Genomic DNA, 25396 nt, shown 5'->3' with positions numbered 1-25396 from the left:
AGGCAGAGTGATGCAGCAGACGCTTTTCCCTTATCTGCCGGGTGACACCTATACGCAGGCCGGCATCGTCCTGATGCTGGTGGTCGGTGTCATGATCGCCTTCAAATTGGCCCGCCAGCACTCCTAACTTCTTCAAAAGAGATAACGGCGCTCGTGCCGCAATCCGAGGCTGGTCAGCACCTCGTAGCCGATCGTGCCGGCGGCGCGGGCGACGTCGTCCAGCGCGATGTTGCTGCCGAACAGTTCCACATAGTCGCCCGCCCTGACCGCAGTTTCCGGAACATCAGTCACATCGAAAATGCTCATGTCCATGGTGATGCGGCCGAGGAGCGGCACATGGTGGCCGGCGACGAAGGCCATCTGGCCGGGAATGCCGGTCGTCCGCAAAGGCACGCCCGCGCCGGACCCGGCGCGCAGGTAACCGTCGGCATAACCGGCGGCGACGACGGCAAGCCGGCTGTCGCGCGTCAGCGTGTGGGCTGCGCCGTAGCTCACCGTTTCGCCGGCCTTCGCATGCCGGATCGTCAGGATACGCGCCTCGGCGGTTGCCACCGGGCGCATGGGGTTTGCCACTCCCGAGACGGCTTCGCCGCCGTAAAGGGCGATGCCGGGCCGGGTCAGGTCGAAGTGGAAATCGGGCCCATGGAACACGCCGGCGGACGACGACAGACTTGATTCGACACCTTCGAAAGCGGCGCTAACCGCCCGGAAAGACTCAAGCTGCTTGCGGTTCATCGGATTGGCCGGATCGTCGCCGCAGGCGAGATGGCTCATCACCAGGACCGGCGAGAAGCTCGACGGGCGCGACGCGTCGTCGGCCAGCATCATCGCTTCGTCCACCGACAGGCCGAGACGGTTGAAGCCGGTATCGACCTGTATGGCGCATGGGTAGTCGCCGAGCTCGGCCGACAGTGCCATGAAGAAGGCGAGCTGTTCTTCCGAGGCGATCACCGGCACGAGGTCGTTTCCGAAGAAGGTTGCCTCCGTGCCCGGCCAGATGCCGGAGAGCACGTAGATGCGGGCATCCGGCGCATAGGGACGCAGGCTTGCGCCTTCGTCCGGCGTGGCGACGAAGAAGTCGCGGGCGCCGGCCGCATAGAGCGCGCCGCCGCAATCCTCGATGCCGAGGCCGTAGGCGTCCGCCTTGACAACGGCGCCGGCGCGAGCCGAGCCGGAGCGTTCGGCCATGTCGGCCCAGTTGTCACAAAGGGCTGCAAGGTCGACCGTCAGCCGCGCGGTGGCGGCGTCGAAAGCGTCGGTCTCTTCGGTGAAGTCGTCGATATCGTCCATGCCTCCCTGATTACAGATCGTCCCGGCCTCTGACAACGGCAGTGCAGCATAAAGGTCGGACGTATGCGCACTTTTGTTCAAGACGCTCTTGGCGAGAGAGGTGTATAGGACGGTCATGGAAATCGTGACGCAGGAACAGGCAACGGAAGCGATGCCGCTGGAAAAGGGCGAGGCCGCCCGGTTCTGGCGCGCCCGGCATTTCCGCGACATGGAATGCCTGAGCGCCACCTTCATCACCCATGCCTTCGCCCCGCATGCGCACGACACGCTCTGTATCGGCGCCATCGAGGCCGGTTGCCAGATCGGCCGCATCCGCGGCGAGAGCAAGGCCGCGGGGCCGGGCGACATCTATCTCATCAATCCGGAAGAGGTGCATGACGGCCATCCCGGCGAGGTCGGCTATCGCTACCGGATGATCTATCCGTCCGCCGAGCTCCTGGCGGAGATCATCGAGGACGTGACCGGCAAGGCCTTTCACGGCACGCCGTCCTTCTCGCGCCAGATCCTCAAGGACGAGCCGCTGGCCAATGCCTTCCTCAAGGCCCAGAAGCGGCTGGAGGAAGGGCAGGGCGCGCTGGAGACGGACGAGGGCATGTACGGCGTGCTCGCCGCGCTGTTCATCCGGCACGGCGACGCCGTGGTGCGCCTTCCGGAAAACCGCGACCAGTCGGCCGTGGGCCGCGCGCGGGCCTATCTGGAAGAACACTTCGACGAGGACATCAGCCTCGAGGAACTGGCGCGCGTCGCCGGCCTGTCGCGCGCCCATCTGATCCGCGCCTTCCGCAAGGCCTTCCACATGACGCCGCACGCCTATCTCACGCATCGGCGCGTGCGGGCGGCAAAACAACTTCTCGCCAACGACATGGCGCCCGCCGAAGTGGCGCTCGCCTGCGGCTTTGCCGACCAGGCGCATTTCACCCGCCACTTCAAGGCGCGTGCCGGCGTGACGCCCGGCGCATTCCGCGCCGCCTGATTGTCCGACGTCACTTTCGTTCAAGACCCTGTCTCTCCACCCGGCCTATGTCCGTCGCAACGACAACGCAGACGACGGGACGAACGACTTGGCCGAAAGACATCTCACCGAATTTCTCAACGGGTCGAAGGCGATGGCGCCGCTGATCGTCGCCGTCATCCCGATTGGCGCGCTCTTCGGTGCGGCGGCCGCCGCCAAGGGTCTCTCGGCGCTGGAAGCGACGCTGATGAGCGCGCTGGTCTTTGCCGGCGGCTCGCAATTCGTCGCCGTCGATATCTGGACGTCGCCGCCCGCCTGGGCCGCCCTCGGGCTTGCGGCCCTGCTCGTCAATGTCCGCCATGTGCTGATGAGCTTCTCGCTCGCCCCCAAGCTCGAAGCCTTCCGCGGCTGGCGCAAATATGTCGCCGTCCTGTTCCTGACCGATGAGGGCTGGGCGGTCGCGGAGGGCCATGCCGCTCGGGCGAGACTGACGCCCCTGTGGTTTGCCGGTGCGGTGCTGCCGTTCTATGCCGCCTGGGTTTTATCCGGCCTCGTCGGAGCGATCGCCGGCGCCTTCCTCGGCGACCCCAAGGCCGTCGGACTGGATTTCGCCTTCTGCGCCGTCTTCATCGTCCTCGTGATGCGCTTCTGGAAAGGCCCGAGCACCGGGCTGGTGCTGCTGGCCAGCGGCGCGAGTGCCGTCGCCGTGCATCATTTCGTCCCCGGCGTCTGGTACATCCTCGCCGGTGCGCTGGCCGGCCTTGCCGCGGCCCTCGTTGCCCCGGCGCCGGAAGGGGTGGAGGCATGACGCTCGATCCCGCCACGCTTCTCGCCATCCTCGCCATGGCGGCCGCCACGGTCGCAACCCGCGTTGCCGGACTGGTCCTCTACAGGTTCGTGACACTGGGGCCGCGCCAGACGCAGGCGATGCAGGCAATCCCGCCCGCCGTGCTGATGGCCGTCATTGCGCCGACGGCGCTGGCCACCGGACCGGCGGAAACGATAGCCGCCGCCGTCACCGCACTCGCCGCCACCCGCCTGCCGCTGCTGGCTGCAGCCGGGCTCGGCGTCGTGACGGTTGCCGCACTACGGATGCTTCTGCCATCCTGACAGGCCGGTCAGTGGCGCCCATAGGCGGCGCTGAACTTGCGCTCCAGATATTTCGAGTATTTCGACAGCGGGAAACAGATGGCGAAATAGAGGAGCGCAACCAGCCCGTAGACGGTGAAGGGCTGGAAGGTGGCATTGGTGACGATCGTGCCGGCCTTCGACAGTTCCACGAAACCGATGATCGAGGTCAGCGCCGTACCCTTGACCACCTGCACGGAAAAGCCGGCGGTCGGCGCGATGGCGATGCGCATCGCCTGCGGCAGGATGATGAGCCGCATCTGCTGGATATAGTTGAGCGCCAGGCTGCGCGCCGCCTCCCATTGCCCGTTCGGAACCGCCTCGACGCAGCCGCGCCAGATTTCCGCGAGGAAGGACGCCGTCCAAAGCACGAGGGCGACGCCGGCGGCAAGCCAGGCGGGAACATCGATGCCAACCAGGCCGAGGCCGAAAAAGGCGAGAAACAGCTGCATCAAGAGCGGCGTGCCCTGGAAGAGCTCCACATAGCCGCGGGCGAACACCTGGCCCGGCTTGAACCTGGCGATCCTGAGCATGAGGATGCCGAGCGCGACGACCGCGCCGCCGACGAAGGAGACGATCGACAAAACCAGCGTCCAGCGGGTGGCAAGCAGCAGGTTGCGCAGGATGTCCCAGAAGGTGAAATCGGTCATCGCATCTGGCCTTTCGGGAAGAGGGCACGGCCGATCAGCGCCAGCACCTGGCGCAGCAGGATCGCCAGCGCCAGGTAGATGGCGGTCGACACCGTGTAGGCCTCGAAGGCGCGGAAGGTGCGTGACTGGATGAAGTTGGCGGCGTAGGTCACGTCCTGCGCGGCGATCTGCGAAACGACGGCGGAGCCGAGCATGACGATGACGATCTGCGAGGAGAGCGCCGGCCAGATCCTCTGCAGGGCAGGGATGAGGATGACGAGGCAGAAGGTCTGCAGCGGTCGCAGTGCCAGAGCGGCGCCCGCCTCGTATTGCCCCTTGGGCGTCGCCTCGATGCCGGCGCGGATGATCTCGCAGCTATAGGCGCCGAGATTGATGATCATCGCCAGGTTGGCGGCTTGAAGCTCCGTCATCTTCACGCCGATCGACGGCAGGCCGAAGAAGATGAAGAAGAGCTGTATCAGGAACGGCGTGTTGCGGATCAGCTCCACATAAGCGGCGACCGGCGGCTTGGCCCAGTCGGGGCCGTGCGTGCGCGTCCAGGCGCAGAGGATACCGAGCAGCACGCCGCAAATGCCGCCGACGACGGTCAGTTCGACCGTGATGCCGATGCCCTTGAGGACGACCGGATAATAGTCGGCAATCCAGCTGAAGTCGAAGATATAGGTCAATGGGGTCTGTCCGGAATGGGGCTGAACCGGTTGCCGCCCCGTCCGGATGGAACGGGGCGGCGGTGTGTCATGGTGTCAGGCCTTCGACCTTACAGATCGGCCGGCAGGGCAACGCCGAGCCACTTTTCCGAGATCTTGTTCAGCGAACCGTCCTTCTTGGCCTCTGCGATGATGGCATTGACCTTTTCCATCAACGCCGGCTCGTTCTTGTTGAGGCCGACATAGCAGGGCGAGTTCTTGATCAGGAACTTCGGCTCCGGGCGCTTCGGCGGGTTCTTGGCGAGGATCGCGGCGGCGACGACGTTGCCGGTGGCGACCGCTTCGACCTGACCGGACAGGAAGGCCGAGATCGTGCCGTTATTGTCTTCGTAACGCTTGATGTCGGCATCGGCCGGAGCGACCTTCGTCAGTTCCAGATCCTCGATCGAGCCACGCGTGACGCCGACGGTCTTGCCGGAAAGGTCGGCCGCCGATTCGATCTTTTCGTCGGCCGGCGCGAAGACGCCGTTGTAGAACGGCGCATACGGATCGGAGAAATCGATGACCTTCTCGCGGTCCGGGTTCTTGCCGAGCGAGGAGATGACCAGATCCACCTTGTTGGTCTGCAGATAGGGAATGCGGTTGGCGCTGGTGACCGGCACGATCTCGACCTTCACGCCGAGCTTTTCGCCGATCAGGTTCGCCATGTCGATGTCGTAGCCCTGCGGCGTCATGTCGGAGCCGACGCTGCCGAAGGGCGGAAAGTCCTGCGGAACGGCCACGCGGATGGTGCCGGACTTGGTGATGGTCTCCAGCGCATCGGCATGGGCAGGGGCTGAAATCGCCAGCGTGCCGAACATGGCGGCAGCAGCGGCGGTCATGGCGAGGAATTGTCTGCGGATCATAGGGCTCTCCTTCATTGTCCTGCCTCATTGAAAGCAAGCGGCGTGCCAGCGACCACCCGCAGGATCGAATACAATTCCTACGGGTGATTGTCGGCGATTTCCGGCGGTGCCGTCCGGAAACCGGTTGCTTTTGGCGCCGCGCGCCGGCCGCGTCTGCACACGGAGAGGGCAGGCGGCGCGAAATTAAGCAACCGGCAGGCGGCCTCGCACAAAGACAAAGGCCGCCGGACCGGATGGTCGGCGGCCTTTCCAAAGGCGATGGCGATCGCGGATCAGGGTTCTTCGTACTGCGTGAACGACGGATCGGCGAGGTCGGCGAAACGGGTGTATTCCGACTGGAAGGCGAGCTTGACGGTGCCGGTCGGTCCGTGACGCTGCTTGGCGATGATGACGTCGGCTGTGCCGCGCACCTTGTCGAACAGCGCTTCCCACTCGGCATATTTCGGGTCGGCCGGATCGCGCGGCTCCAGGTTCTTCACATAGTATTCCTCACGAAACACGAACAGCACGACGTCGGCGTCCTGCTCGATCGAGCCCGATTCACGAAGGTCGGAGAGCTGCGGGCGCTTGTCTTCGCGGCTTTCGACACCACGCGACAGCTGTGACAGCGCGATGATCGGCACGTTGAGTTCCTTGCCGAGCGCCTTCAGGCCCGTGGTGATCTGGGTGATTTCCTGCACGCGGTTTTCGCCCGACTTGCCGGATCCGGTCATGAGCTGGATATAGTCCACCACCAGGCAATCGAGGCCGCGCTGGCGTTTGAGGCGTCGGGCGCGCGCCGAAAGCTGGGCGATCGAGATGCCACCGGTCTGGTCGATGAACAGCGGCACTTTCTGCATCATCTGCGAGCAGGCGACCAGCTTTTCGAAATCCGCTTCGGTGATGTCGCCGCGGCGGATCTTCGAGGACGAGACTTCCGTCTGCTCGGAGATGATACGGGTGGCGAGCTGTTCGGACGACATTTCGAGCGAGTAGAAGCCGACGACGCCGCCGTTCTTCGCCTTCGGCGTGCCGTCCGCCTGGATTTCTGGCTCGTAGGCCGCGGCGATGTTGTAGGCGATGTTGGTGGCAAGAGAGGTCTTGCCCATGCCTGGACGTCCGGCAAGCACGATCAAGTCGGAGCGCTGCAGGCCGCCCATCTTGCTGTCGAGCGACATGATGCCGGTCGAGATGCCGGAAAGGTGTCCGTCGCGCTCGAAGGCGGCGCCGGCCATGTCGATTGCCTGCGCCACGGCATCGTTGAACGACTGGAAGCCGCCGTCGTAGCGGCCGTTTTCCGCTAGCTCGAACAGGCGGCGCTCGGTGTCCTCGATCTGTGTCTGCGGCGGCATGTCGAGCGGCGCGTCATAGGCGATGTTGACCATGTCCTCACCGATGGTGATCAGCGCGCGGCGCAGCGCCAGGTCGTAGATCGCCCGGCCGTAGTCTTCCGCGTTGATGATGGAGACGGCTTCGGCCGCCAGACGGGCGAGGTACTGCGCCACCGTCATGTCGCCGACCTTCTCGTCGGCCGGCAGGAAGGTCTTGATCGTCACCGGGTTGGCGGTCTTGCCCATGCGGATGATGTCGCCGGCGACCTCGAAGATCTTGCGGTGCAGCTCCTCGTGGAGGTGGTTCGGCTTCAGAAAGTCGGAAACGCGGTAGTAGGCGTCATTGTTGACGAGAATGGCGCCGAGAAGGGCCTGCTCGGCCTCGATGTTGTGCGGCGCTTCGCGGTAATGCGGTTCCGCCGTGTTCACCGGAGCGAGTTTGCGCGCTGCGTCGTTCATGTTCCCTGCCGTCTTTCCGTTTGTGCCGGCCGGATGCCGGCATGCACGGTTGCGTGCGCCCCGACCCGTTACTTCGGGCGCTCGTCCGTGTTCCGTCCTGCCTAGTGGACCCCCGGTTTATCGTAAAATGGCGGAGACGAAACCGTCATTCACACAACCCACAGCGATTCACAGGTGTGAAAAAAAGAATCCTGAAAAAGCGCCCGTCACGATTGACTCGAATCATCGCCGACTCGGGCTCTCCGCCATTTTACAGTTGATGGCGCCGGAGGAAAAAGAAAAAGCGCCCGCGGGACTGTCGTCCGCGGGCGCTTCCTCAAAGAGGCGCAGTCGAAGGGATTATTCTTCGGTTGCTTCTTCGGCGTCGTCAGCTTCGTCGTCGTAGTCGGCTTCCGGGTTGAAGAAGTCTTCCGGACGCAGGGCGTCTTCGTCCACGCCGTAGATGGCGTCGACGGAGGTGAGGTCTTCACCCTTGGACTGGCGCTCGGCTTCTTCGGCCGAACGGGCAACGTTGAGCTCGACGTGGATTTCGACTTCCGAGTGGAGGGCGATCTCGACCTTGTGGATGCCGATGGACTTGATCGGCTGGTTCAGGTGAACCTGGTTGCGGCCGATGGTGAAGCCTTCGCCAGCCAGGGTCTCGACGACGTCGCGGGCAGCGACCGAACCGTAGAGCTGGCCGGTTTCGCCGGCAGCGCGGACGACGATGAAGGACTTGCCGTCGAGAACGTCGGCAACCTTCTGGGCTTCGGACTTGCGCTCGAGGTTGCGGGCTTCGAGAACCGAACGCTCGGCTTCGAAACGGGCCTTGTTGGCAGCGTTGGCGCGCAGCGCCTTGCCGAGCGGCAGCAGGTAGTTACGGGCGTAGCCGTCGCGAACCTTGACGGTTTCGCCCATCTGGCCGAGCTTGGAGATGCGTTCGAGGAGAATGACTTCCATGATGTTTATCCTTTCAGGTCTGTTTCTATTGGTTACTGTCGTTTGCTGAATTGTCGTTCTTGGCCGGGGTGAGGGCGACGGCACGGCGCGTGTCGATCAGGCCCAGGACCAGAATGAAGAAGGCGGGCAACACGAAGGTTGACGCCAGATAGGCAAGCACCAGCGCCGGGAAGCGCCACGGCTTGCCGCGGGTGCGCAGGTGAAGCGATGCGTAGCCGGCAAGCAGGAAACCAGCGCCGAAGGCGCCGCAGACCGCAGCGCCGATCATGGCCGGAACGCCGCCGACGAACATCGCCGCGAGACCGGCGAGAAAGACGAAGATGCCGATCTGGTTCATGCGCAGCGCCGAAGGCATGTCTTCACGTGGCCGCTTTGCCCGGCCCGACGCGTTGACGATCAGGGTCGCGAAATAATAGGCGGCAAACAGGAAGATGACCCAGGTCGCACCCTGCGCAACCGGCAGGACGAGCACCAGCGATGCCTTGGTCTGCGCCAGCGTCTGGGCTTCGGCGACCAGCGCCGGCTCCTGGTTTTGCAGGTTGGTGACCATGACATCGACCAGATTGCCGGCGAGTTCCGGGCCGTAGCCGATCATCATGCCGACGATGACGAGCGCCAGCGTTACCACGGCGCAGAGATGCAGCATGATGTCCGACAGCGGATACCAGGCGGTCAGGTGTTCCGGTCCGCCGAGTTCGCTTGCGGGACGGGCAAGGCTCGACAGATGGCTGAGCCATCCGGCCGGCGCCAGCGTCGTGACGGTCATCAGGAGCGCGAATTCGGTGGAAGAGCTGGCCGCGCCGAAAACGAAGGCGGTCACGATCGCCGCGAGCGAGGCGACGTTGCCCCAGCCGAGCCCGACGATGAAGATCGGCAGCGCCGAGGCCGCGTAAAGAAGGGTCGCATAGGCAGGCTGAACGGTCGCGCCCAACACCAGGAAGGTGGCGGTCAAGCCGGCAAGTGCGCCGGTAGCCAGCAATGTGAGCATCGATCGGTTCAAGGTCGCTGTCCTGCTTCATTCAAGCAGTTAGAGGAGGTTCCTGACTCAAGGTCTCATTGGAACGGCTCCCCAACATGGGGTTTTCAGAAGGTCCGATCCGCGCCCATCGCGGAAGGGAGAGTGGAGGGCGCCCATCGGGCGCCCTCCGATATTCCAGAGGCCGTTCCTTAGGAAACGACGTAGGGCAGCAGGCCGAGGAAACGGGCGCGCTTGATGGCACGAGCCAGTTCGCGCTGCTTCTTCTGGGAAACGGCCGTGATGCGGGACGGAACGATCTTGCCGCGCTCGGAAATGTAGCGCTGCAGGAGGCGAACGTCCTTGTAGTCGATCTTCGGAGCGTTGGCGCCGGAGAACGGGCAGGTCTTGCGGCGGCGGTGGAAGGGCCGGCGAACGGGAGTGGAAGCAATAGCCATCAGATCTTCTCCTTATGCACGGTCTTCGCGCGGACGGCGCGGGCGGTCGTCGTCGCGGCGCGGGCCACGATCGTCGTCACGGCGCGGACGGTCGCCACGCGGGCCACGGTCGTCGTCACGACGCGGACGGTCGTCACGGTCGCGCTTCTGCATCATGGCAGACGGGCCTTCTTCGTGGGCTTCGACGGCGATGGTCATGTAACGAAGAATGTCTTCGTTGATGCGCATCTGACGTTCCATTTCGTGGATCGCCGCTGCCGGAGCAGTGATGTCCATCAGTGCGTAGTGAGCCTTGCGGTTCTTGCGGATACGATAGGTGAGGGACTTGAGGCCCCAGTTCTCGATGCGCCCGACCTTGCCGCCGTTGCCTTCGATCACACCCTTATACTGTTCGATAAGAGCGTCGACCTGCTGCGGCGTAACATCCTGCCGGGCAAGGAACACGTGTTCGTAAAGTGCCATTGTGGACTTGCCTTTCTTGCGTTTATCTCAAACCCGGAAACCGGCGCTAAGCCTCAACGACTGTTCTTTGGCGGGCATATGGCCCAAGCAAGAAAAGCGTTGTTCGAGACGGTCGAGAGCGGAGACACGGGAGGCCGGAACGCTTTTCGTTCCTGTCGGCAGAACAAGTCTGCCGGCCCTCCGTTCAGCCACCAGCCGAATGACCGGGTGTTGTGAACAGCGCGCTTATACGCATTTCTGCCGGGAATGCAAGCACGGACTTGCCGGATATCGGGGCTGCCGAGGGCTGAACGAAAAAAGCGCTGCTCGTCTGGCAGCGCTTTTGATCATTGTCAGACGTGTCGCGACCGGCTCAGGCCACGCGGCCGTAGCTCACCGTTTCGGTCGGTGCGTTGGTGTCGCGGATCGCCTTGCGGCGGTTGAGCTTGAAGCGGGCAATGAGGCCGTTCAGGTTTTCCGCCTCTCCGGCAAGGCTGGTGCTCAGGGCGTTCGTCTCTTCGGCCATGGCCGAATTGCGCTGCGTCATGGTGTCGAGTTCGTGGATGGCGGAGGTGATCTCCTGCAGCCCGATCGACTGTTCCCTGGAAGCAACAGAGACTTCCTCGGCCTTGAGGTCGATTTCCGACGTGATCGCGTCGATCTTCTGCAGCGCTTCGCCGGTTTGGCCGACCAGCCGGACGCCCTCGGCGACTTCCTGAGCCGACTTGACCACGAGCTCCTTGATCTGCTGCGCCGCCTGGGCGGAGCGCTGGGCGAGATCGCGGACTTCCTGGGCGACGACTGCGAAACCCTTGCCGGCATCACCCGCACGCGCCGCTTCCACGCCGGCGTTCAAGGCCAGCAGATTGGTCTGGAAGGCGATCTGGTCGACGACGCTGATGATCGTGCCGATTTCGCTCGAGGCGGCCTCGATACGCTCCATCGCGACGACGGCGTTGCGGACGATATCGCTGGACTGTGCCGTCTGGCTCTTGGCGGTCTTGGCGAGATTGCGGGTCTCGACCGTCTTTTCCGACGATGTCTTCACCGTGACGTTGATCTGCGAGATGGCGGCAGACGTCTGCTCGAGGGCGGCTGCCTGCTGGACGGCCCGCTTGGCGAGTTCCTCGGAGGCGTCGCGGAGCTGATTGCTGCTGTCCTCGACATAGCGGGTCTTTTCCAGGACGAGTTCCAGCGTTTCCTGGAACGTCCCGATCGAGTTGTTGAAGTCACGGCGAAGCGCTTCGAAATCCTGGGAGAAGGGCTCGTCGATCGTCATGCGGATATTGCATTCGGCAAGTCGCCCGAGGCCTGCACCGAGGCGTTCGACCACTTCCTTCAGGCTTTCGGCTTCCGCTTGACGCAGACGATCACGGTCCGCGCGCTCCTGTTCGGCCTGCTGACGCTGCCTCTCAATTCTTGCATTCAGTTCGCGGTTCTCGAGGCCCGACTGGCGGAAGGTTTCCAGCGCGCGCGCCATGCTGCCGATTTCGTCACGGCGGTGGGTGTCCGGGGTCGCGGTATCGAGATTGCCGCCGGACATGTCGGTCATCAGGTTGGTCATCTTCACAACCGGGCTGACAAGCCGGCGGTTGACGAACCAGGCGATCGCGATGCCAAGGGCAAAAAGCAGTCCGCAGACCCCTAGCATCATGTTGCGATTGGACAGTGACTGCTGCTCGAGACTGTCCGCCTCACTCGCAGCCTTGGCGGCCATGTTGGCGACAATTCCGTCAAAGATCTTGTGTGTTGCCTCGATCTGCGCCTGCAATTCGTCAGAGATGCCGTCGAATGTAGGCATCAGTTTGTTGCCCGCTTCCGGTCCGTCCTTCACATAGGCCGCCGTCATTTCCTGGCCCTTGGCATAAAATGTGTCGAAGCGTTTGCTCAGCTCGTCGAGCGCCGTCTTCAGCGCCGGAACGTTGAGCGGGCCGGAAATGTCGTTGACCCGCTGAACCTTCTCCTTCAGCGCCTTGGCGCTCTCGGCGGCCAGTGCCACGCCATCGTCGAGGCCGTCGAGGCCACGGGTTGCCGACATGTCCGTCAGCGATTCCTGCGTGCTGACGATGTCGAGCTCGATGCCCTTCTGAAGCCGTATCAGTTCTCGGGAAATCTCGTCGGCGGCCTGTTCCTGGCGCATGATCGCGACGGAACGTTCGAGCTGATATTCGGAAAATAACGTCGATTCGACGAGCGCTCCGCCGCTGATCAGCACAAGACCGATCACTGCAGCCGGCACAGACTTACGCAATGGCAATTCCCGCATGCTTTTCCCCGCAATGTTATGAAGAGATGTCGATGACCCCGAAAAGGCTGGAGTTCGGACAACCCGACTACAAGATTTAGTCATGGAGAGTTGATAAAAGATAAATGTTTCCTGGCTGCCGGATGCCGGAACAAATATTTCGTGAGCGAGGGTTTTGGAGGCCTTAGATCGTCCGGTCAGGACTTCAGCCGATATGCAGCGATAGGGTGCCGTCCTTGGCGCTCCAGCTGTATTGCGGCGTCTTGCCAGCGAGATCCCCGGCGAGATTGATGGTGATCGTGTCCCCGTCCGCGCCGTTGATCTGCATCTTGTCGCCTGAAACCTTGATGTCGAGGTCATCCTGAATGTAGCCGGCCGTGAACCGGACCGTCAGCGGCAAATTGACGTTCAGCGTGTCCTTGCCGTCGCCCTTTGCGAAATCATAGGTCACATCGCCCTTGCCGTCGCCGTTCAAGGTGAAGGTGTCGTCGCCCTTGCCGCCGGACGCGGTGATGCGGCTGCCTTCGAGATAGAGCGTATCGTTTCCGTCGCCGCCGTCGACGCCGAGAATGGTGCGGGCGGAAATCTTGATGTCGTCGTCGCCGGCGCCGCCGGAAATGCCGAGCGCCAGGTCGGCGGCGATCTTGACGGTGTCGTTTCCGTCGCCGGCCTCTATGTCGGCGGTGAAGCTTGCGGCGATGTTGAGCGAATCGTCGCCTTCGCCGGTATCGACCGTCGAGACGGCATCGCTTTTCACGATCAGCGTGTCATCGCCCTTGCCGGTGTCGGCATTGTAGATCGCCCGCCCGGTCAGCGTCATCTTGTCGTCGCCGTCGGTGCCGTAGGCGCTGGTGATGTAGCCCATCGCCTCGCTGACGCCCGCGTCGCCGCTGCCGGCATCGTCGCTCGTCGAGAGGATGTCGACGATCCGGGCGAGCGCCCGTTCGGCCGCGTTCGAATAGCCAGGCTGTTGGCTGCCGTGGAACGACGGTTGCGAGGAGTTGACGGAAGCCGACAGGTTGGCCGACGGTCCCCGCGAGAACAGCTGTGAGGCATACTGCGCCGCATAGGCGCCCTTGAAGAATGAACTGATGCCGACCATAGGTTTTCCCGACCATCGAACGATGTGACGATCATACGGTCAGTCAACGCTCGCGGCGATCATTATCGCCCGTCGAGGTAACCAAAGACTAAATGGCCGGCTATATTGTCGATGTTGCTTCAGTGCACCGGCTTACACCAGCAACGCAATGTAGACGGCGTAGCCGGCGAGCATCGCATAGGCGGCCTTCCTGCCGATTTCCCTGGCGAAGATCAGCAGCGTGGCGAAGGCGACGGTGGCCGCCAGCATGACCGGCGCGTCGAAGGTCGCAAACTGCGAGGCGACGCCGATCGGCTTTATCACCGCGGTGATGCCCAGGATGCAGAGCACGTTGAAGATGCAGGAGCCGACGACATTGCCGATGGCGATGTCCGAATGCCGCTTCAGCGCCGCAATGACGGCGGTTGCGAGTTCCGGCAGGCTGGTGCCGAGCGCGACGACGGTGAGGCCGATGACGGCTTCCGAAACGCCGTAATCGCGGGCGATGTTGGTTGCGCCACGGATCAGGAGCTCCGCGCCGACGAACAGGAAGGCGAGGCCGGCAACAACCATCACCACGCTGAGCCACATCTTCTGTCCGGCGCTTTCGATGTCGACATCGCTCTCCGTCGGTGCGTCGCGTCCACGCCGGTAGGCATGGAAGAGGTAGGCGCCGAGCAGCAGGAGCATGATAAGCCCTGTCAGCCGGCCGATATGCTGGAACTGCACCGCGACGAGGACAAACAGGGCGGCGAGCACCATCACGATGGCATCGTGGCGGACGTTGCCGTCCCATTGCCGCATCGGGAAGATGACGGCGCTGACGCCGATGATCAAAAGGATGTTGGCCGTATTCGAGCCGATGACGTTGCCGAGCGCCAAGTCGGGCGCACCGGCAAAAGCCGCTCTCAGCGAGACGAGAAGCTCCGGCATGGATGTGCCGAAGCCGACGATGACCAGGGATACGATCAGGTGCGGCAACCCGAGCCGGGCGGCGATCCGCACGGAACCGCCAAGCAGCCATTCCGCGCCGAAGTAGAGCCCGACGAGACCGCCGGCGATGAAGAGAAAATCCATGGTCGAGATGCCGCCTTGTCTGGAGCAGTGACGTTGTTCGGCGTCTTATATAGGCATGGGATAGAGCCGATGCACCTTCCGGATATCATTAAGTACAGCGTCGCTGAGCGTGACGTCGGCGGCACTGATATCGATCGCCAGCTGTTCCATCGTCGTCGCCCCGATGATGACGGATGCCATGAACGGACGGGTCAGGAGGAAGGCGAGTGCCAGGACGGACGAGTCGAGGCCGTGTTTCTTCGCAAGCTCGACATAGGCGCGTACGGCCGGTTCCTGTTGCGGCTGGTAGCGGCCGCCGAGATCGTTGTTGATCGTCAGGCGCGAGCCGGCCGGACGCTGGCCGTCGAGATACTTGCCGGAGAGCAGGCCTGCGGCGAGCGGCGAATAGGCAAGCAGCCCGACATCTTCGTGATGCGACAGCTCGGCCAGATCCAGATCATGATGGCGGTAGAGCAGGTTGTACTCGTTCTGGATTGACGCGACGCGCGGGAGATTGTGCTGTTCGGCAAGCGTCAGGTACTTCTGCGTGCCCCAGGTCGTCTCGTTGGAGAGGCCGATTGCGCGGATCTTGCCGGCCTTGACGCATTCGTCGAGCGTTTCGAGGATCGAGAGGATATCACTCGCGACCTTTTCCTTGTCCTGCTTCGACGGATCGTAGGACCAGTTGCTGCGGAAATGGAAATGGCCGCGGTTCGGCCAGTGGATCTGGTAGAGGTCGATGTAGTCGGTCTGCAGGCGCTTGAGGCTGGCGTCAATGGCTTCGCGGATGCCGGCGGCATCGGTCGGACGGCCGTCACGGATGTAGGGACGGCCCGGGCCGGCGACCTTGCTGGCGAGAATGATGTCGGAACGCTTGCCGGTCTTCTTGAACCAGGTGCCGATGTAATCTTCCGTCAGCCCTTGCGTTTCAGCCGAAACGGGCGTCGTCGGGTAGAGTTCGGCGGTATCGAAGAAGTTGATGCCCTTCTCGACGGCGTAGTCCATCTGCACGTGGGCTTCCGCTTCCGTGTTCTGCGTGCCCCAGGTCATGGTGCCGAGGCAGATTTCGGACACGGAAATGCCGGTACGGCCAAGCGTATTATACTTCATGAATATGATTTCCCCATGTGAAAGCTGAGCGGAATGTAGGCAGATGGCTGCAATTCGCAAGCGCCATCAGCGCATTTTTGGCGGTGGTGAAAGAAGTTGGCATCCCCGGCTTACCCTTGACTTCCGGTCTGGTAATGTGAATTGGAGGGAAAAAACGATCAGGGAGTACACGACCCGTGGCAATCGCATTCACATTTCCAGGCCAGGGCAGCCAGTCCGTCGGCATGGGCAAGGACCTCGCCGACAATTTCGCCGAAGCCCGCGCCGTCTTCGAGGAAGTCGACGAAGCGCTCGGCCAGAAGCTGTCCGACATCATGTGGAACGGTCCGGAAGAGACGCTGACGCTGACCGCCAATGCGCAGCCGGCGCTGATGGCCGTGTCCATGGCCGTCATCCGCGTGCTTGAAGCCAAGGGGCTGTCGCTGAAGGATAAGGTCGCCTATGTCGCCGGCCATTCGCTCGGTGAATATTCCGCACTCTGTGCAGCCGGCACCTTCTCGATTGCCGATACCGCGCGGCTTCTGCGCATCCGCGGCAATGCCATGCAGGCGGCGGTACCCGTGGGCGAGGGCGCCATGGCGGCCATCATCGGTCTCGAACACAGTGATGTCGAAGCGGTCTGCGCCGAGGCGTCCGCTGCCGGCTCCTGCCAGATCGCCAACGACAATGGCGGCGGCCAGCTCGTCATCTCCGGCGCCAAGGCTGCCGTCGAGAAGGCCGCGGCTCTGGCATCGGAGAAGGGTGCCAAGCGCGCGCTGATGCTGCCGGTCTCCGCACCTTTCCATTCCGCCCTGATGGGCCCGGCGGCCGACGCCATGCGCGCGGCGCTTTCGAAGGTCGAGAAGCATGCCCCGGTCGTGCCGGTGATCGCCAATGTGCGCGCCGCGCCCGTCAGCGACGCCGACGAGATCGCCTCCCTGCTGGTCGAGCAGGTGACCGGCCAGGTGCGCTGGCGCGAAACGGTCGAATGGTTCGCCGCCAACGGCGTCGACACGCTTTATGAAATCGGCGCCGGCAAGGTCCTGACGGGTCTCGCCCGCCGCATCGACAAGACCATCAGCGGCGTTGCCGTCAATTCTCCCGCAGACATCGATGCCGCGATTGCGGCGCTGATGGCCTGAGCGGGACACAGGAAGGAATGGGACACATGTTTGATCTGACCGGCCGCAAGGCCCTCGTCACCGGCGCCACCGGTGGCATCGGCGAGGAAATCGCCCGCACGCTCCACGCCCAGGGCGCCATCGTCGGCCTGCACGGCACCCGCCGCGAGAAGCTCGATGCGCTGGCCGCCGAGCTCGGCGACCGCGTGCACGTCTTCCCGGCCAACCTCTCCGACCGCGCCGAAGTCAAGGCGCTCGGCGAAAAGGCGGAAGCCGAGATGGGCGGCGTCGATATCCTGGTCAACAATGCCGGCATCACCAAGGACGGCCTGTTCGTGCGCATGAGCGACGAGGACTGGGACGCGGTTCTGGAAATCAACCTGACGGCCACCTTCCGCCTGACGCGCGAACTGACCCATCCGATGATGCGCCGCCGCTTCGGCCGCATCATCAACATCACCTCGATCGTCGGCGTCACCGGCAATCCGGGTCAGGCCAACTACTGCGCCTCCAAGGCCGGCATGATCGGCTTCTCGAAGTCGCTTGCCCAGGAAATCGCCACCCGCAACGTGACGGTCAACTGCGTGGCTCCGGGCTTCATCGAAAGCGCGATGACGGGCAAGCTCAACGACAAGCAGAAGGATGCCATCATGGGCGCCATTCCCATGAAGCGCATGGGCACCGGCGCGGAGATCGCCGCCGCAGTCGCCTACCTCGCATCCAATGAAGCCGCCTACATGACGGGCCAGACGCTGCACGTGAACGGCGGCATGGCGATGATTTGACGAATTCAGGCCGGTTTGGACCCGTTGACGGCTGAAAAGCCCTGTTGAGCGGCTAAATCGGTTTGATTTTCTGGCTTTGCTACGGGCTGAAACCGTGTTAAGCGGGCCGGGACTGAGACGCGCTGCGTAAGATATGAGAGCTTTCCGAACGGGTTGGTTCTTGTGTTGGCGCGGTCCGGGTCTTAAAGAGTTTGCAGGCCCCACTTTGATTTCGAGGTGTGGTCGGCTTTCCAGCAATAGGGAATGCTCATGGGCATTCCGGTGAAGATCAAGAGGTCGAGGAAACCGACATGAGCGATATCGCAGAACGCGTAAAGAAAATTGTAGTGGATCATCTCGGCGTTGACGCCGACAAGGTTGTCGAAGGCGCAAGCTTCATCGACGACCTCGGTGCCGACTCCCTCGACACCGTTGAGCTCGTTATGGCGTTCGAAGAAGAATTCGGCGTTGAAATTCCCGACGACGCCGCAGACTCGATCCTGACTGTCGGCGACGCCGTCAAGTTCATCGAGAAGGCTCAGGCCTAATCCTGCGATATGGATTGTGATAGAGCGGGCCCTGCGCCCGCTCTATGTATTCTATGCGCCTTGCGCGCGACTGCCGCACCAGCGGCGCGGCGGGTGGGATGACCCGGTCCGGAGCGTGGCGCCTTTTGAACCGTTGCTGGCGAAGCGGTCCGTGTAATTGGTACAGGCGATTTGCCGCCCAGCAGCAATAACAAAGACGGTAATATTGGGGTAGGTTGCAGTCGATGAGGCGTGTCGTTATCACCGGGACCGGCATGGTATCCCCCTTGGGTTGTGGCACCGAGATCACCTGGCAGCGTTTGCTGGCAGGTCAGAACGGTGCCCGCAGGGTTACGGAATTCGAAGTCGATGATCTGCCCGCGCAGATCGCCTGCCGTATTCCCACGGAGGCCGGCGTTGAAGGGGCTTACAATCCGGATGACTGGATGGAGCCCAAGGAACAGCGCAAGGTCGATCCCTTCATCGCCTACGGCATGGCCGCCGCCGACATGGCGCTTGCCGATGCCGGCTGGCATCCCGAGACGGATGAAGACCAGACCTCGACCGGCGTCCTGATCGGTTCCGGCATCGGCGGACTGGAAGGCATCGTCGAGGCCGGCTACACGCTTCGCGACCGCGGTCCCCGCCGTATCTCTCCTTTCTTCATTCCCGGCCGGCTGATCAACCTGGTTTCCGGCCAGGTCTCGATCCGCCACAAGCTGCGCGGCCCGAACCATGCGGTCGTCACCGCCTGCTCGACCGGCGCGCATGCGATCGGCGATGCCGCCCGCATGATCGCTCTCGGTGACGCCGAGGTCATGGTCGCCGGTGGCGCGGAATCGCCGATCTGCCGGATTTCGCTCGCCGGCTTCGCCGCCTGCAAGGCGCTGTCGACACAGTTCAATGACGATCCGCAAAAGGCGTCGCGTCCCTATGATCGCGACCGCGACGGTTTCGTCATGGGTGAGGGCGCCGGCATCGTCGTCCTCGAAGAGCTCGAGCACGCCAAGGCACGTGGCGCCAAGATCTATGCCGAAGTCATCGGTTACGGTCTGTCCGGCGACGCCTATCACATCACCGCGCCGAGCGAGGACGGCGACGGCGCGTTCCGCTGCATGACGATGGCGCTGAAGCGCGCCGGTCTGTCGGCCGCCGATATCGACTATGTGAATGCACACGGCACCTCGACCATGGCCGACACCATCGAACTCGGCGCCGTCGAGCGCCTCGTCGGTGAACACGCGTCGAAGATCTCGATGTCGTCGACGAAGTCGGCGACCGGCCACCTGCTCGGTGCGGCCGGTGCGATCGAGGCGATCTTCTCGGCGCTGGCAATCCGCGACAACGTCGCGCCGCCGACCTTGAACCTCGACAATCCCGAGGTCGAGACCGCAATCGATCTCGTGCCGCACAAGGCCCGCAAGCGGGAGATCAACGTCGCCCTGTCGAATTCCTTCGGCTTCGGCGGCACCAACGCTTCGCTGGTTCTGCGTCGTTACGAAGCGTGACGAATTCTGGGGAGGAGCGTCAGCGCCTCCCCGATACGTCTTTTTTGCCGCAATCGCGGACATTACGATAGTGGAAGTCATGGGGGCGCTGGCCTGCCTGGCCAATCGAGGATGGACGGATGAGTGACGGTTACGGAAATTCCGGCTCCGGTTACGGGCGGGGCGGACAAACACCAAGGGAACCCTTCATTCCCAAGTCGCCATCCGATGCGTTGCGCCCCGAAAAGGTGCCGGAAGTCCAGAAGCGTTCCAAGAAGGCGCGCAGCCAGTTCGTCATCTTCCTGAATTTCGTCATGTCGATGATGGTCATTCTCTGCATCGCGGGCGTGGCGGTCTTCTATTATGTGATTTCCACTTTCGAACAGCCGGGTCCGCTGGCGGTCAACACCACGTTCAGCGTTCGCAACGGCGCCGGCCTCGCCGAAATCGCCCGCGACCTGGAGCGCAAGGGGATCGTCGAGGATGCCCGCATCTTCCGTTATGTGACCGCGACGCATCTGCGCGACGGCAGCACGCTGAAGGCGGGTGAGTACGAGATCAAGGCACATGATTCGATGATGGAAGTCATGGAACTGCTGAAGTCCGGCAAGTCCATCCTCTACTCGATTTCCTTCCCGGAAGGCCTGACCGTGGCGCAGATGTTCGACCGGCTGAGAGCCGACGAGACGCTGACCGGCGATCTGCCGGCGATCCTGCCGCCGGAAGGCAGCCTGATGCCGGACACCTACAAGTTCTCGAAGGCCACGTCCCGCGAAGAGATCGTCGCCCAGATGCGGGCGGCACAGACCCGGCTGGTGGATGATGTCTGGAGCCACCGTGATCCCGACCTGCCGATCAAGACGAAGGAAGAACTGGTCATCCTCGCCTCGATCGTCGAGAAGGAGACCGGCCGCGCCGACGAGCGCCCGCATGTGGCGTCCGTCTTTATCAACCGGCTGCAGAAGGGCATGCGACTGCAGTCCGATCCGACGATCATCTACGGTCTTTTCGGTGGCGAGGGCAAACCGTCCGACCGGCCTATCTACCAGTCCGACCTGAAGAAGAGCACGCCTTACAACACCTACATCATCAAGGGCCTGCCGCCGACGCCGATCGCCAATCCGGGCAGGGCTGCCCTCGAGGCCGTCGCCAATCCCTGGAAGACGAGCGACCTCTATTTCGTTGCCGACGGCACCGGCGGCCATGTCTTTGCCGCGACGCTCGAAGAGCACAACGCCAATGTCAGGCGTTGGCGCAAGGTCGAGGAAAACAAGCTGAAGGAAGAGGCCGAGCAGGCCAACGGCGACGCAGCGGATACGACGGGCCAGTAAGCGCCGGTCGGGCGCGCGGGCGAAAGGGGACGCGACATGCCATTGCAATCGATGACGGGCTTTGCCCGCAGCGAGGGGGCCGTCGGGCGCTACCGCTGGAGCTGGGAACTGAGATCGGTCAACGGCAAGGGGCTCGATATCCGTTTTCGACTGCCGAACGGCATGGAGCGGCTGGAGGGTGAGCTTCGCCGCATTGCGTCGGAGCGCGTCAGCCGCGGCAACATTCAGGCAGCCTTGACGCTGACGGCCGAAAGTGCCGGCATGCAGGCGGTTCTCAATCGCGATGCGTTCGATGCGGTGCTGAGGCTCAGGGATGAGCTCGGCGATCTGGTCGACACGGCACCGTTGCAGCTCGACACGCTGCTGTCGATCCGCGGCCTCGTCGATTTCCGTGAAAGCGAAGACAGCGAGGAAGCCATTGCCGAACTCGACCGAGCAGTCCTTGACAGCGCGCGGGTGGCATTCGAGCGACTGCAGGCGATGCGCGAGCGGGAAGGGACGTCTCTTGCCGACCTCTTCGAAGCGCAGCTGACGAAGATCGCTACGCTTGCCGACATGATCGAAGCCGACCCGGCCCGCAGCCCGCAGGAAATCGTCAGGAAGCTCTCGCAACAGCTGCAGACGTTGATGGAGGCCGGCCCGTCGCTCGACAGCGATCGTCTCTATGCCGAAGCCGCCATGCTGGCCACCAAGGCCGATATCCGCGAGGAACTAGACCGACTCAAGTCCCATGTCGTCGCCGCCCGCGAGCTTTTGGCCGAAGGCGGACCGGTGGGTCGCAAGCTCGATTTTCTCGCACAGGAATTTAACCGCGAATCGAATACCATCTGCTCCAAGTCAAATTCCGCTGCGGTCACCGCCGCCGGCATCGAACTGAAGGTCGTCATCGACCAGTTCCGCGAGCAGATACAGAACCTGGAGTAACTCGAACAATGGCAAATGCGGCAGAGATCGCAGGCAACATCAAGCGCCGCGGGCTGATGCTCGTCATTTCGTCGCCGTCCGGCGCCGGCAAGTCGACGATCGCCCGCAATGTGCTGGAGGCGGACAAGGCGATCGGCCTGTCCGTGAGCGTCACCACCCGCAAGCGTCGTCCGAGCGAGATCGAAGGGGTGCATTACCATTTCATCTCCATCCGCGAATTCGAGCGCATGCGTGACACGGATGCGCTTCTGGAATGGGCGGAAGTGCACGGCAATTTCTATGGTACGCCGCGCGAGCCGGTCGAGACGGCGATGGCCGAGGGCCGCGACATGCTGTTCGACATCGACTGGCAGGGCGCCCAGCAGCTGCAGGAAAAGATGTCGGCCGATGTCGTGTCGATCTTCATCCTGCCGCCGTCGATCGACGAGCTGCAGGCGCGGCTGCATCGCCGCGCCGAGGACACGGAAGAGGTCATCCAGACGCGGCTTGCCAACGCCCGGGCGGAAATCGAGCATTGGCGGGAATATGACTATGTCATCGTCAATGACGATCTCGACCGCGCCTTCAGCTCGCTGAAGTCGATCGTTTCGGCAGAGCGTCTGCGCCGTGATCGCCGGCCGGGCCTGTTCGAATTCGTCAATGCGCTGATGGAGGAAACGCGGCGCTGACCGCCTTTCCCCTTTTAGATCAGGCGCATCGCGCCGTCCCCTGACTCGGATTGTCAGCCGCTACAGGCAGTTTGCCAGGCGGCAAAATTCCTCGACGCTCAGCGTTTCGGCACGCCGCGACGGATCGATATCGGCCTGTTTCAACAGGGCCTCTCCACCCAGCGATTTAACGCTCTGGCGCAGCATCTTGCGGCGTTGCCCGAAGGCCGCATGGGTCACCTTTTCCAGTGCCGCGGCCTCGCAGGCAATCGGCGACGCGATCGGCGTCAGGTGGACGACGGTGGACGTCACCTTCGGCGGCGGTGTGAAGGCCTGGGGAGGCAGGTCGAACATCATGTGCGCATCCGTACGCCAGCCGCACAGCACGCCGAGCCGGCCATAATGATTGTCGCCTTCCTGGGCGACGATGCGCTGGCCGACTTCCTTCTGGAACATCAGCGTCATCGATTGCCAGAAGGGCGGCCACTCGCTCGGCAGCAGCCAGTTGACCAGCAGCTGAGTGCCGACATTGTAGGGCAGGTTGGCGATGATCCGAGTCGGCGCGCCGTCCGCAAGCGACGCGAAATCCACCTTCAGCGCATCCGCCTCGATGACCGTCAGCTTGCCGGGATAGTGTTCGCCGATCTCGGCCAGCGCCGGCAGGCAGCGCGGATCGCGTTCGATCGCGATGACCTTCTCGGCACCGAGCGCCAGGATGGCCCGGGTCAGGCCTCCGGGACCGGGGCCGACCTCGATCACCGTCATGCCTGCAAGAGGCCCGGCGGTGCGTGCCACCTTCTGGGTGATGTTGAGGTCGAGCAGGAAGTTCTGTCCGAGCGCCTTCTTCGCGTCGAGCCCGTGGGTGCGGATGACGTCGCGCAGAGGCGGGAGGCCGTCGAGCGCCGCCATTACGCTGAGGCCTTTGAAGCGTGCCCGGCGAGTTCTCCGGCAAGCCGGATCGCCGCAATCAGGCTGTCCGGGCGGGCGACACCCTTGCCGGCCAGCGAAAACGCCGTCCCGTGATCAGGCGATGTGCGAATGAAAGGCAATCCGAGCGTGACATTGACGCTGTCGTCGAAGCCGAGCGCCTTTGCCGGGATCAGCGCCTGGTCGTGATACATGCACACGGCGACATCGTAGCCCTCGCGCGCTCTGTCATGGAACATGGTGTCGGCGGGCAGGGGCCCAATGGCATCGATGCCGGCGGCGCGCAGGGCGTCGATCGCGGGCCGGATGACGGCAGCGTCTTCTTTCCCGAGCGCGCCGTCCTCTCCGGCATGCGGATTGAGACCAGAAAGCGCCAGGCGCGGCGCTGACACCGCAAAACGCGTTTTCATGTCATGGTCGATGATCCGGCACGTGTCGACGATGAGTTCGGTCGTCAGCGCTTCCGGGACGTCCTTCAACGGAATGTGGATGGTCACCGGAACGGCTTTCAGCCGCGGACCGGCCAACATCATCACCGGCCGATAGGCTTCGCCGGAAACGGTCAGCCCGGAAAGGTGCGCAAGGAATTCCGTATGCCCCGGAAAGGCAAAGCCGGCTGCATAAAGGACCGATTTGGCGATGGGGTTGGTGACGACGGCGCCGGCCCGTCCGTCCCTTACCAGCGAGACCGCCGTTTCGATGGCCGCGATCGTGCCTTTGGCGGTGCTGCTGTCGGGAACGCCGGGCGTCACGTTTGCGCCGGCTTGAACCGGCATGACGGGCAGGGCATTGGGGAAGGCAGAGATCGCGCCGGACGCATCGGTCTCAGCGATCTCGACGCGGATGCCAAGGCTTGCGGCACGCGCGCCCAACACATCCGGATCGCCGATATAGAGAAAAGGCGGCAATCCCAGGCTGTCGCGCGAGATATATGCCGACAAGGCGATATCCGGCCCAATTCCGGCCGGATCGCCCTGCGTCAGGGCAAGTGGGGTAGGGTGAGACATGGAGAGGGACACCGGTCGTCAGGGATAGACGATCCGGGCCTTCTTCCGCAGCTCTTCGATATACTTTGCGTCGTTCGGATCTTCGCCCTTGTTCTTGCTCATGGCTTCCTGCTTCTGCTCGCGGAAGACGACTTCGGCGGCCTTGTCGTCGGAAACCTGACGCTCGGAGCAGATGGCGAGGAATTCGACGCCGCGGTCCGTTACCCGCGTACCGGTCGTTCCATTGCTGGCCTTCTCGATGAGCGGCTTCCAGTCCGGTGGCAGTTCCTGCAGCATGAACCGGCCGAGATCCTTGACCGCGACGTCCAGCATCGTGGCCGCGAACACCTTGGCCTGGTCGCAGCCAGGGAACCTGGCGCGCGCCGCTTCGGCTTCCGCCTTGCGCTTGGAAAGGATGGCGTTGCGACGGGATTCGGGCACGACGAAGATGATCTGCTTCAGGACATATTCGGTCGTGACCGGCTTCTGCTTCGTTTCCTGCAGCTTCTGGATCAATTCGTCCTGCGACAGGCCTTCGCTCTGACCATAGCGGGCGCGCACGACGCGGCCCCAGCTCATGGACACGGCGATATAGGCCTTAAAGTGTTCCTTGCCGACGCCTGCCTGCTGGAGAATCTTGTCGAGCTGTGCGGTCGACATCTTGTTGCCGGCGGCAAATCGTTCATAGGCAGCGTCGACGTCCGCAGTGCTGACCGACATCTTGACGCGCAGGATTTCCTGGCGCTTGAGCACCTGGTCGATCATGTCCTGCAGGGCCATCTTCTTGAGATTGCCCTTCTTGTGCTGCAATTTCAGGAAGGCGACACGGCGCGCGACATCGCCACTGGTGATCACTTCGTCATTGACGACGACTTCCACCGAACTTGCCGCATAGGCAGGACGGATCGTCGATTGAACGGTGAAGCTAAGCGTCAGCGCGGCCAGCGACAGCGCCATAGCCGAAAACGCCTGTCTCACGAATCTCATGAATGTTCCTTTCCCTGCGGTATTGCCCCGATACCGTATCCCTGCCGGATATCTACAGCAGAGCAGACGAAATGTACAATGGTTGCGGCA

At 63.1% G+C, this 25396-nt stretch carries 26 protein-coding genes; 10 read left to right on the top strand and 16 right to left on the bottom strand.

Annotated elements, in window-relative coordinates:
* Positions 1-132 precede the first annotated feature (132 nt).
* Complete coding sequence (gene alr, locus NN662_RS12680) at positions 133-1290, bottom strand: alanine racemase (protein WP_261930608.1); 1158 nt, start codon at positions 1288-1290, stop codon at positions 133-135.
* Between the two features lie 115 nt (positions 1291-1405).
* On the opposite strand from alr, the gene NN662_RS12675 reads away from it, so the two are divergent.
* The 3 genes from NN662_RS12675 to NN662_RS12665 all read left to right on the top strand — a co-directional run bounded on the left by NN662_RS12675 (position 1406) and on the right by NN662_RS12665 (position 3352).
* Positions 1406-2263: an AraC family transcriptional regulator gene (locus tag NN662_RS12675; protein WP_261930607.1), complete on the top strand. Its 858-nt coding sequence runs from the start codon at positions 1406-1408 to the stop codon at positions 2261-2263.
* Positions 2264-2396: 133 nt separating this feature from the next.
* Positions 2397-3050: an AzlC family ABC transporter permease gene (locus NN662_RS12670; RefSeq protein WP_261931957.1), complete on the top strand. Its 654-nt coding sequence runs from the start codon at positions 2397-2399 to the stop codon at positions 3048-3050.
* Positions 3047-3352 (top strand): AzlD domain-containing protein, encoded by a 306-nt coding sequence (locus NN662_RS12665; protein WP_261930606.1) that lies wholly within the window; start codon positions 3047-3049, stop codon positions 3350-3352. The genes NN662_RS12670 and NN662_RS12665 overlap by 4 nt, the downstream gene beginning before the upstream one ends.
* Positions 3353-3360: 8 nt before the next feature.
* Here NN662_RS12665 and NN662_RS12660 read toward each other — a convergent pair whose 3' ends face one another.
* The 12 genes from NN662_RS12660 to NN662_RS12605 form a co-directional block, all read right to left on the bottom strand.
* Positions 3361-4020, bottom strand: a complete 660-nt coding sequence (locus NN662_RS12660) for an amino acid ABC transporter permease (RefSeq protein WP_261930605.1) — start codon at positions 4018-4020, stop codon at positions 3361-3363.
* Positions 4017-4688: an amino acid ABC transporter permease gene (locus tag NN662_RS12655; RefSeq protein ID WP_261930604.1), complete on the bottom strand. Its 672-nt coding sequence runs from the start codon at positions 4686-4688 to the stop codon at positions 4017-4019. Before NN662_RS12655 ends, NN662_RS12660 begins: the two co-directional genes overlap by 4 nt.
* A gap of 89 nt (positions 4689-4777) precedes the next feature.
* Positions 4778-5572, bottom strand: a complete 795-nt coding sequence (locus NN662_RS12650; RefSeq protein WP_410010930.1) for a transporter substrate-binding domain-containing protein — start codon at positions 5570-5572, stop codon at positions 4778-4780.
* A 272-nt stretch (positions 5573-5844) separates the two neighbouring features.
* A complete protein-coding gene (locus NN662_RS12645; protein WP_261930603.1) occupies positions 5845-7341 on the bottom strand; it encodes a replicative DNA helicase in 1497 nt (498 codons plus the stop codon).
* A gap of 339 nt (positions 7342-7680) precedes the next feature.
* On the bottom strand, positions 7681-8280 hold the full coding sequence (rplI, locus tag NN662_RS12640) for a 50S ribosomal protein L9 (RefSeq protein WP_261930602.1): 600 nt from the start codon (positions 8278-8280) through the stop codon (positions 7681-7683).
* 25 nt (positions 8281-8305) lie between these two features.
* Positions 8306-9280, bottom strand: coding sequence for a DUF2232 domain-containing protein (locus NN662_RS12635; protein ID WP_410010929.1), 975 nt, complete (start codon positions 9278-9280; stop codon positions 8306-8308).
* Between the two features lie 167 nt (positions 9281-9447).
* Positions 9448-9693, bottom strand: coding sequence for a 30S ribosomal protein S18 (rpsR, locus tag NN662_RS12630; RefSeq protein WP_410010928.1), 246 nt, complete (start codon positions 9691-9693; stop codon positions 9448-9450).
* A 12-nt stretch (positions 9694-9705) separates the two neighbouring features.
* Positions 9706-10155 carry a 30S ribosomal protein S6 gene (rpsF, locus tag NN662_RS12625; protein ID WP_261930601.1) on the bottom strand — a complete coding sequence of 150 codons (450 nt, stop codon included), beginning with the start codon at positions 10153-10155 and terminating at the stop codon, positions 9706-9708.
* Positions 10156-10507: 352 nt separating this feature from the next.
* The gene (locus NN662_RS12620) at positions 10508-12385 is read right to left on the bottom strand and encodes a methyl-accepting chemotaxis protein (protein ID WP_261930600.1); all 1878 of its coding nucleotides are present in this window, start codon (positions 12383-12385) and stop codon (positions 10508-10510) included.
* A gap of 199 nt (positions 12386-12584) precedes the next feature.
* Positions 12585-13481, bottom strand: coding sequence for an RTX toxin (locus tag NN662_RS12615; protein WP_261930599.1), 897 nt, complete (start codon positions 13479-13481; stop codon positions 12585-12587).
* Positions 13482-13613: 132 nt separating this feature from the next.
* Positions 13614-14537, bottom strand: a complete 924-nt coding sequence (locus NN662_RS12610; protein WP_261930598.1) for a calcium/sodium antiporter — start codon at positions 14535-14537, stop codon at positions 13614-13616.
* A 45-nt stretch (positions 14538-14582) separates the two neighbouring features.
* Positions 14583-15626, bottom strand: a complete 1044-nt coding sequence (locus tag NN662_RS12605; RefSeq protein WP_261930597.1) for an aldo/keto reductase — start codon at positions 15624-15626, stop codon at positions 14583-14585.
* A gap of 176 nt (positions 15627-15802) precedes the next feature.
* Between NN662_RS12605 and fabD the strand changes: the two genes are divergently transcribed.
* The 7 genes from fabD (at position 15803) to gmk (ending at position 22427) form a co-directional block, all read left to right on the top strand.
* Entirely contained in the window at positions 15803-16747 is a 945-nt protein-coding gene (gene fabD, locus NN662_RS12600; RefSeq protein ID WP_261930596.1) for an ACP S-malonyltransferase, read from the top strand.
* Positions 16748-16773: 26 nt separating this feature from the next.
* The gene (gene fabG / locus NN662_RS12595) at positions 16774-17511 is read left to right on the top strand and encodes a 3-oxoacyl-[acyl-carrier-protein] reductase (RefSeq protein WP_261930595.1); all 738 of its coding nucleotides are present in this window, start codon (positions 16774-16776) and stop codon (positions 17509-17511) included.
* A 290-nt stretch (positions 17512-17801) separates the two neighbouring features.
* The gene (locus tag NN662_RS12590; RefSeq protein WP_027675866.1) at positions 17802-18038 is read left to right on the top strand and encodes an acyl carrier protein; all 237 of its coding nucleotides are present in this window, start codon (positions 17802-17804) and stop codon (positions 18036-18038) included.
* Positions 18039-18262: 224 nt separating this feature from the next.
* On the top strand, positions 18263-19525 hold the full coding sequence (fabF, locus tag NN662_RS12585; protein WP_261930594.1) for a beta-ketoacyl-ACP synthase II: 1263 nt from the start codon (positions 18263-18265) through the stop codon (positions 19523-19525).
* Between the two features lie 119 nt (positions 19526-19644).
* Positions 19645-20835: an endolytic transglycosylase MltG gene (gene mltG / locus NN662_RS12580; RefSeq protein WP_261930593.1), complete on the top strand. Its 1191-nt coding sequence runs from the start codon at positions 19645-19647 to the stop codon at positions 20833-20835.
* 36 nt (positions 20836-20871) lie between these two features.
* Positions 20872-21759, top strand: coding sequence for a YicC/YloC family endoribonuclease (locus NN662_RS12575; protein WP_261930592.1), 888 nt, complete (start codon positions 20872-20874; stop codon positions 21757-21759).
* An 8-nt stretch (positions 21760-21767) separates the two neighbouring features.
* On the top strand, positions 21768-22427 hold the full coding sequence (gene gmk, locus NN662_RS12570; RefSeq protein ID WP_261930591.1) for a guanylate kinase: 660 nt from the start codon (positions 21768-21770) through the stop codon (positions 22425-22427).
* A gap of 60 nt (positions 22428-22487) precedes the next feature.
* Here gmk and rsmA read toward each other — a convergent pair whose 3' ends face one another.
* The 3 genes from rsmA to NN662_RS12555 are packed head-to-tail and all read right to left on the bottom strand — an operon-like array spanning position 22488 to position 25306.
* Positions 22488-23315, bottom strand: a complete 828-nt coding sequence (gene rsmA, locus NN662_RS12565; RefSeq protein WP_261930590.1) for a 16S rRNA (adenine(1518)-N(6)/adenine(1519)-N(6))-dimethyltransferase RsmA — start codon at positions 23313-23315, stop codon at positions 22488-22490.
* Positions 23315-24340, bottom strand: a complete 1026-nt coding sequence (gene pdxA, locus NN662_RS12560) for a 4-hydroxythreonine-4-phosphate dehydrogenase PdxA (RefSeq protein WP_261930589.1) — start codon at positions 24338-24340, stop codon at positions 23315-23317. The genes rsmA and pdxA overlap by 1 nt, the downstream gene beginning before the upstream one ends.
* Before the next feature lie 18 nt (positions 24341-24358).
* Positions 24359-25306 carry a SurA N-terminal domain-containing protein gene (locus NN662_RS12555; protein ID WP_261930588.1) on the bottom strand — a complete coding sequence of 316 codons (948 nt, stop codon included), beginning with the start codon at positions 25304-25306 and terminating at the stop codon, positions 24359-24361.
* Between the last annotated feature and the right edge of the window lie 90 nt (positions 25307-25396).

Source organism: Rhizobium sp. NRK18 (assembly GCF_024385575.1).
In the GTDB taxonomy this organism is placed as follows: Bacteria; Pseudomonadota; Alphaproteobacteria; order Rhizobiales; family Rhizobiaceae; genus JANFMV01.
Note: the sequence above shows the minus strand (reverse complement) of the source record. Positions and strands in the feature narration are given on the sequence as shown.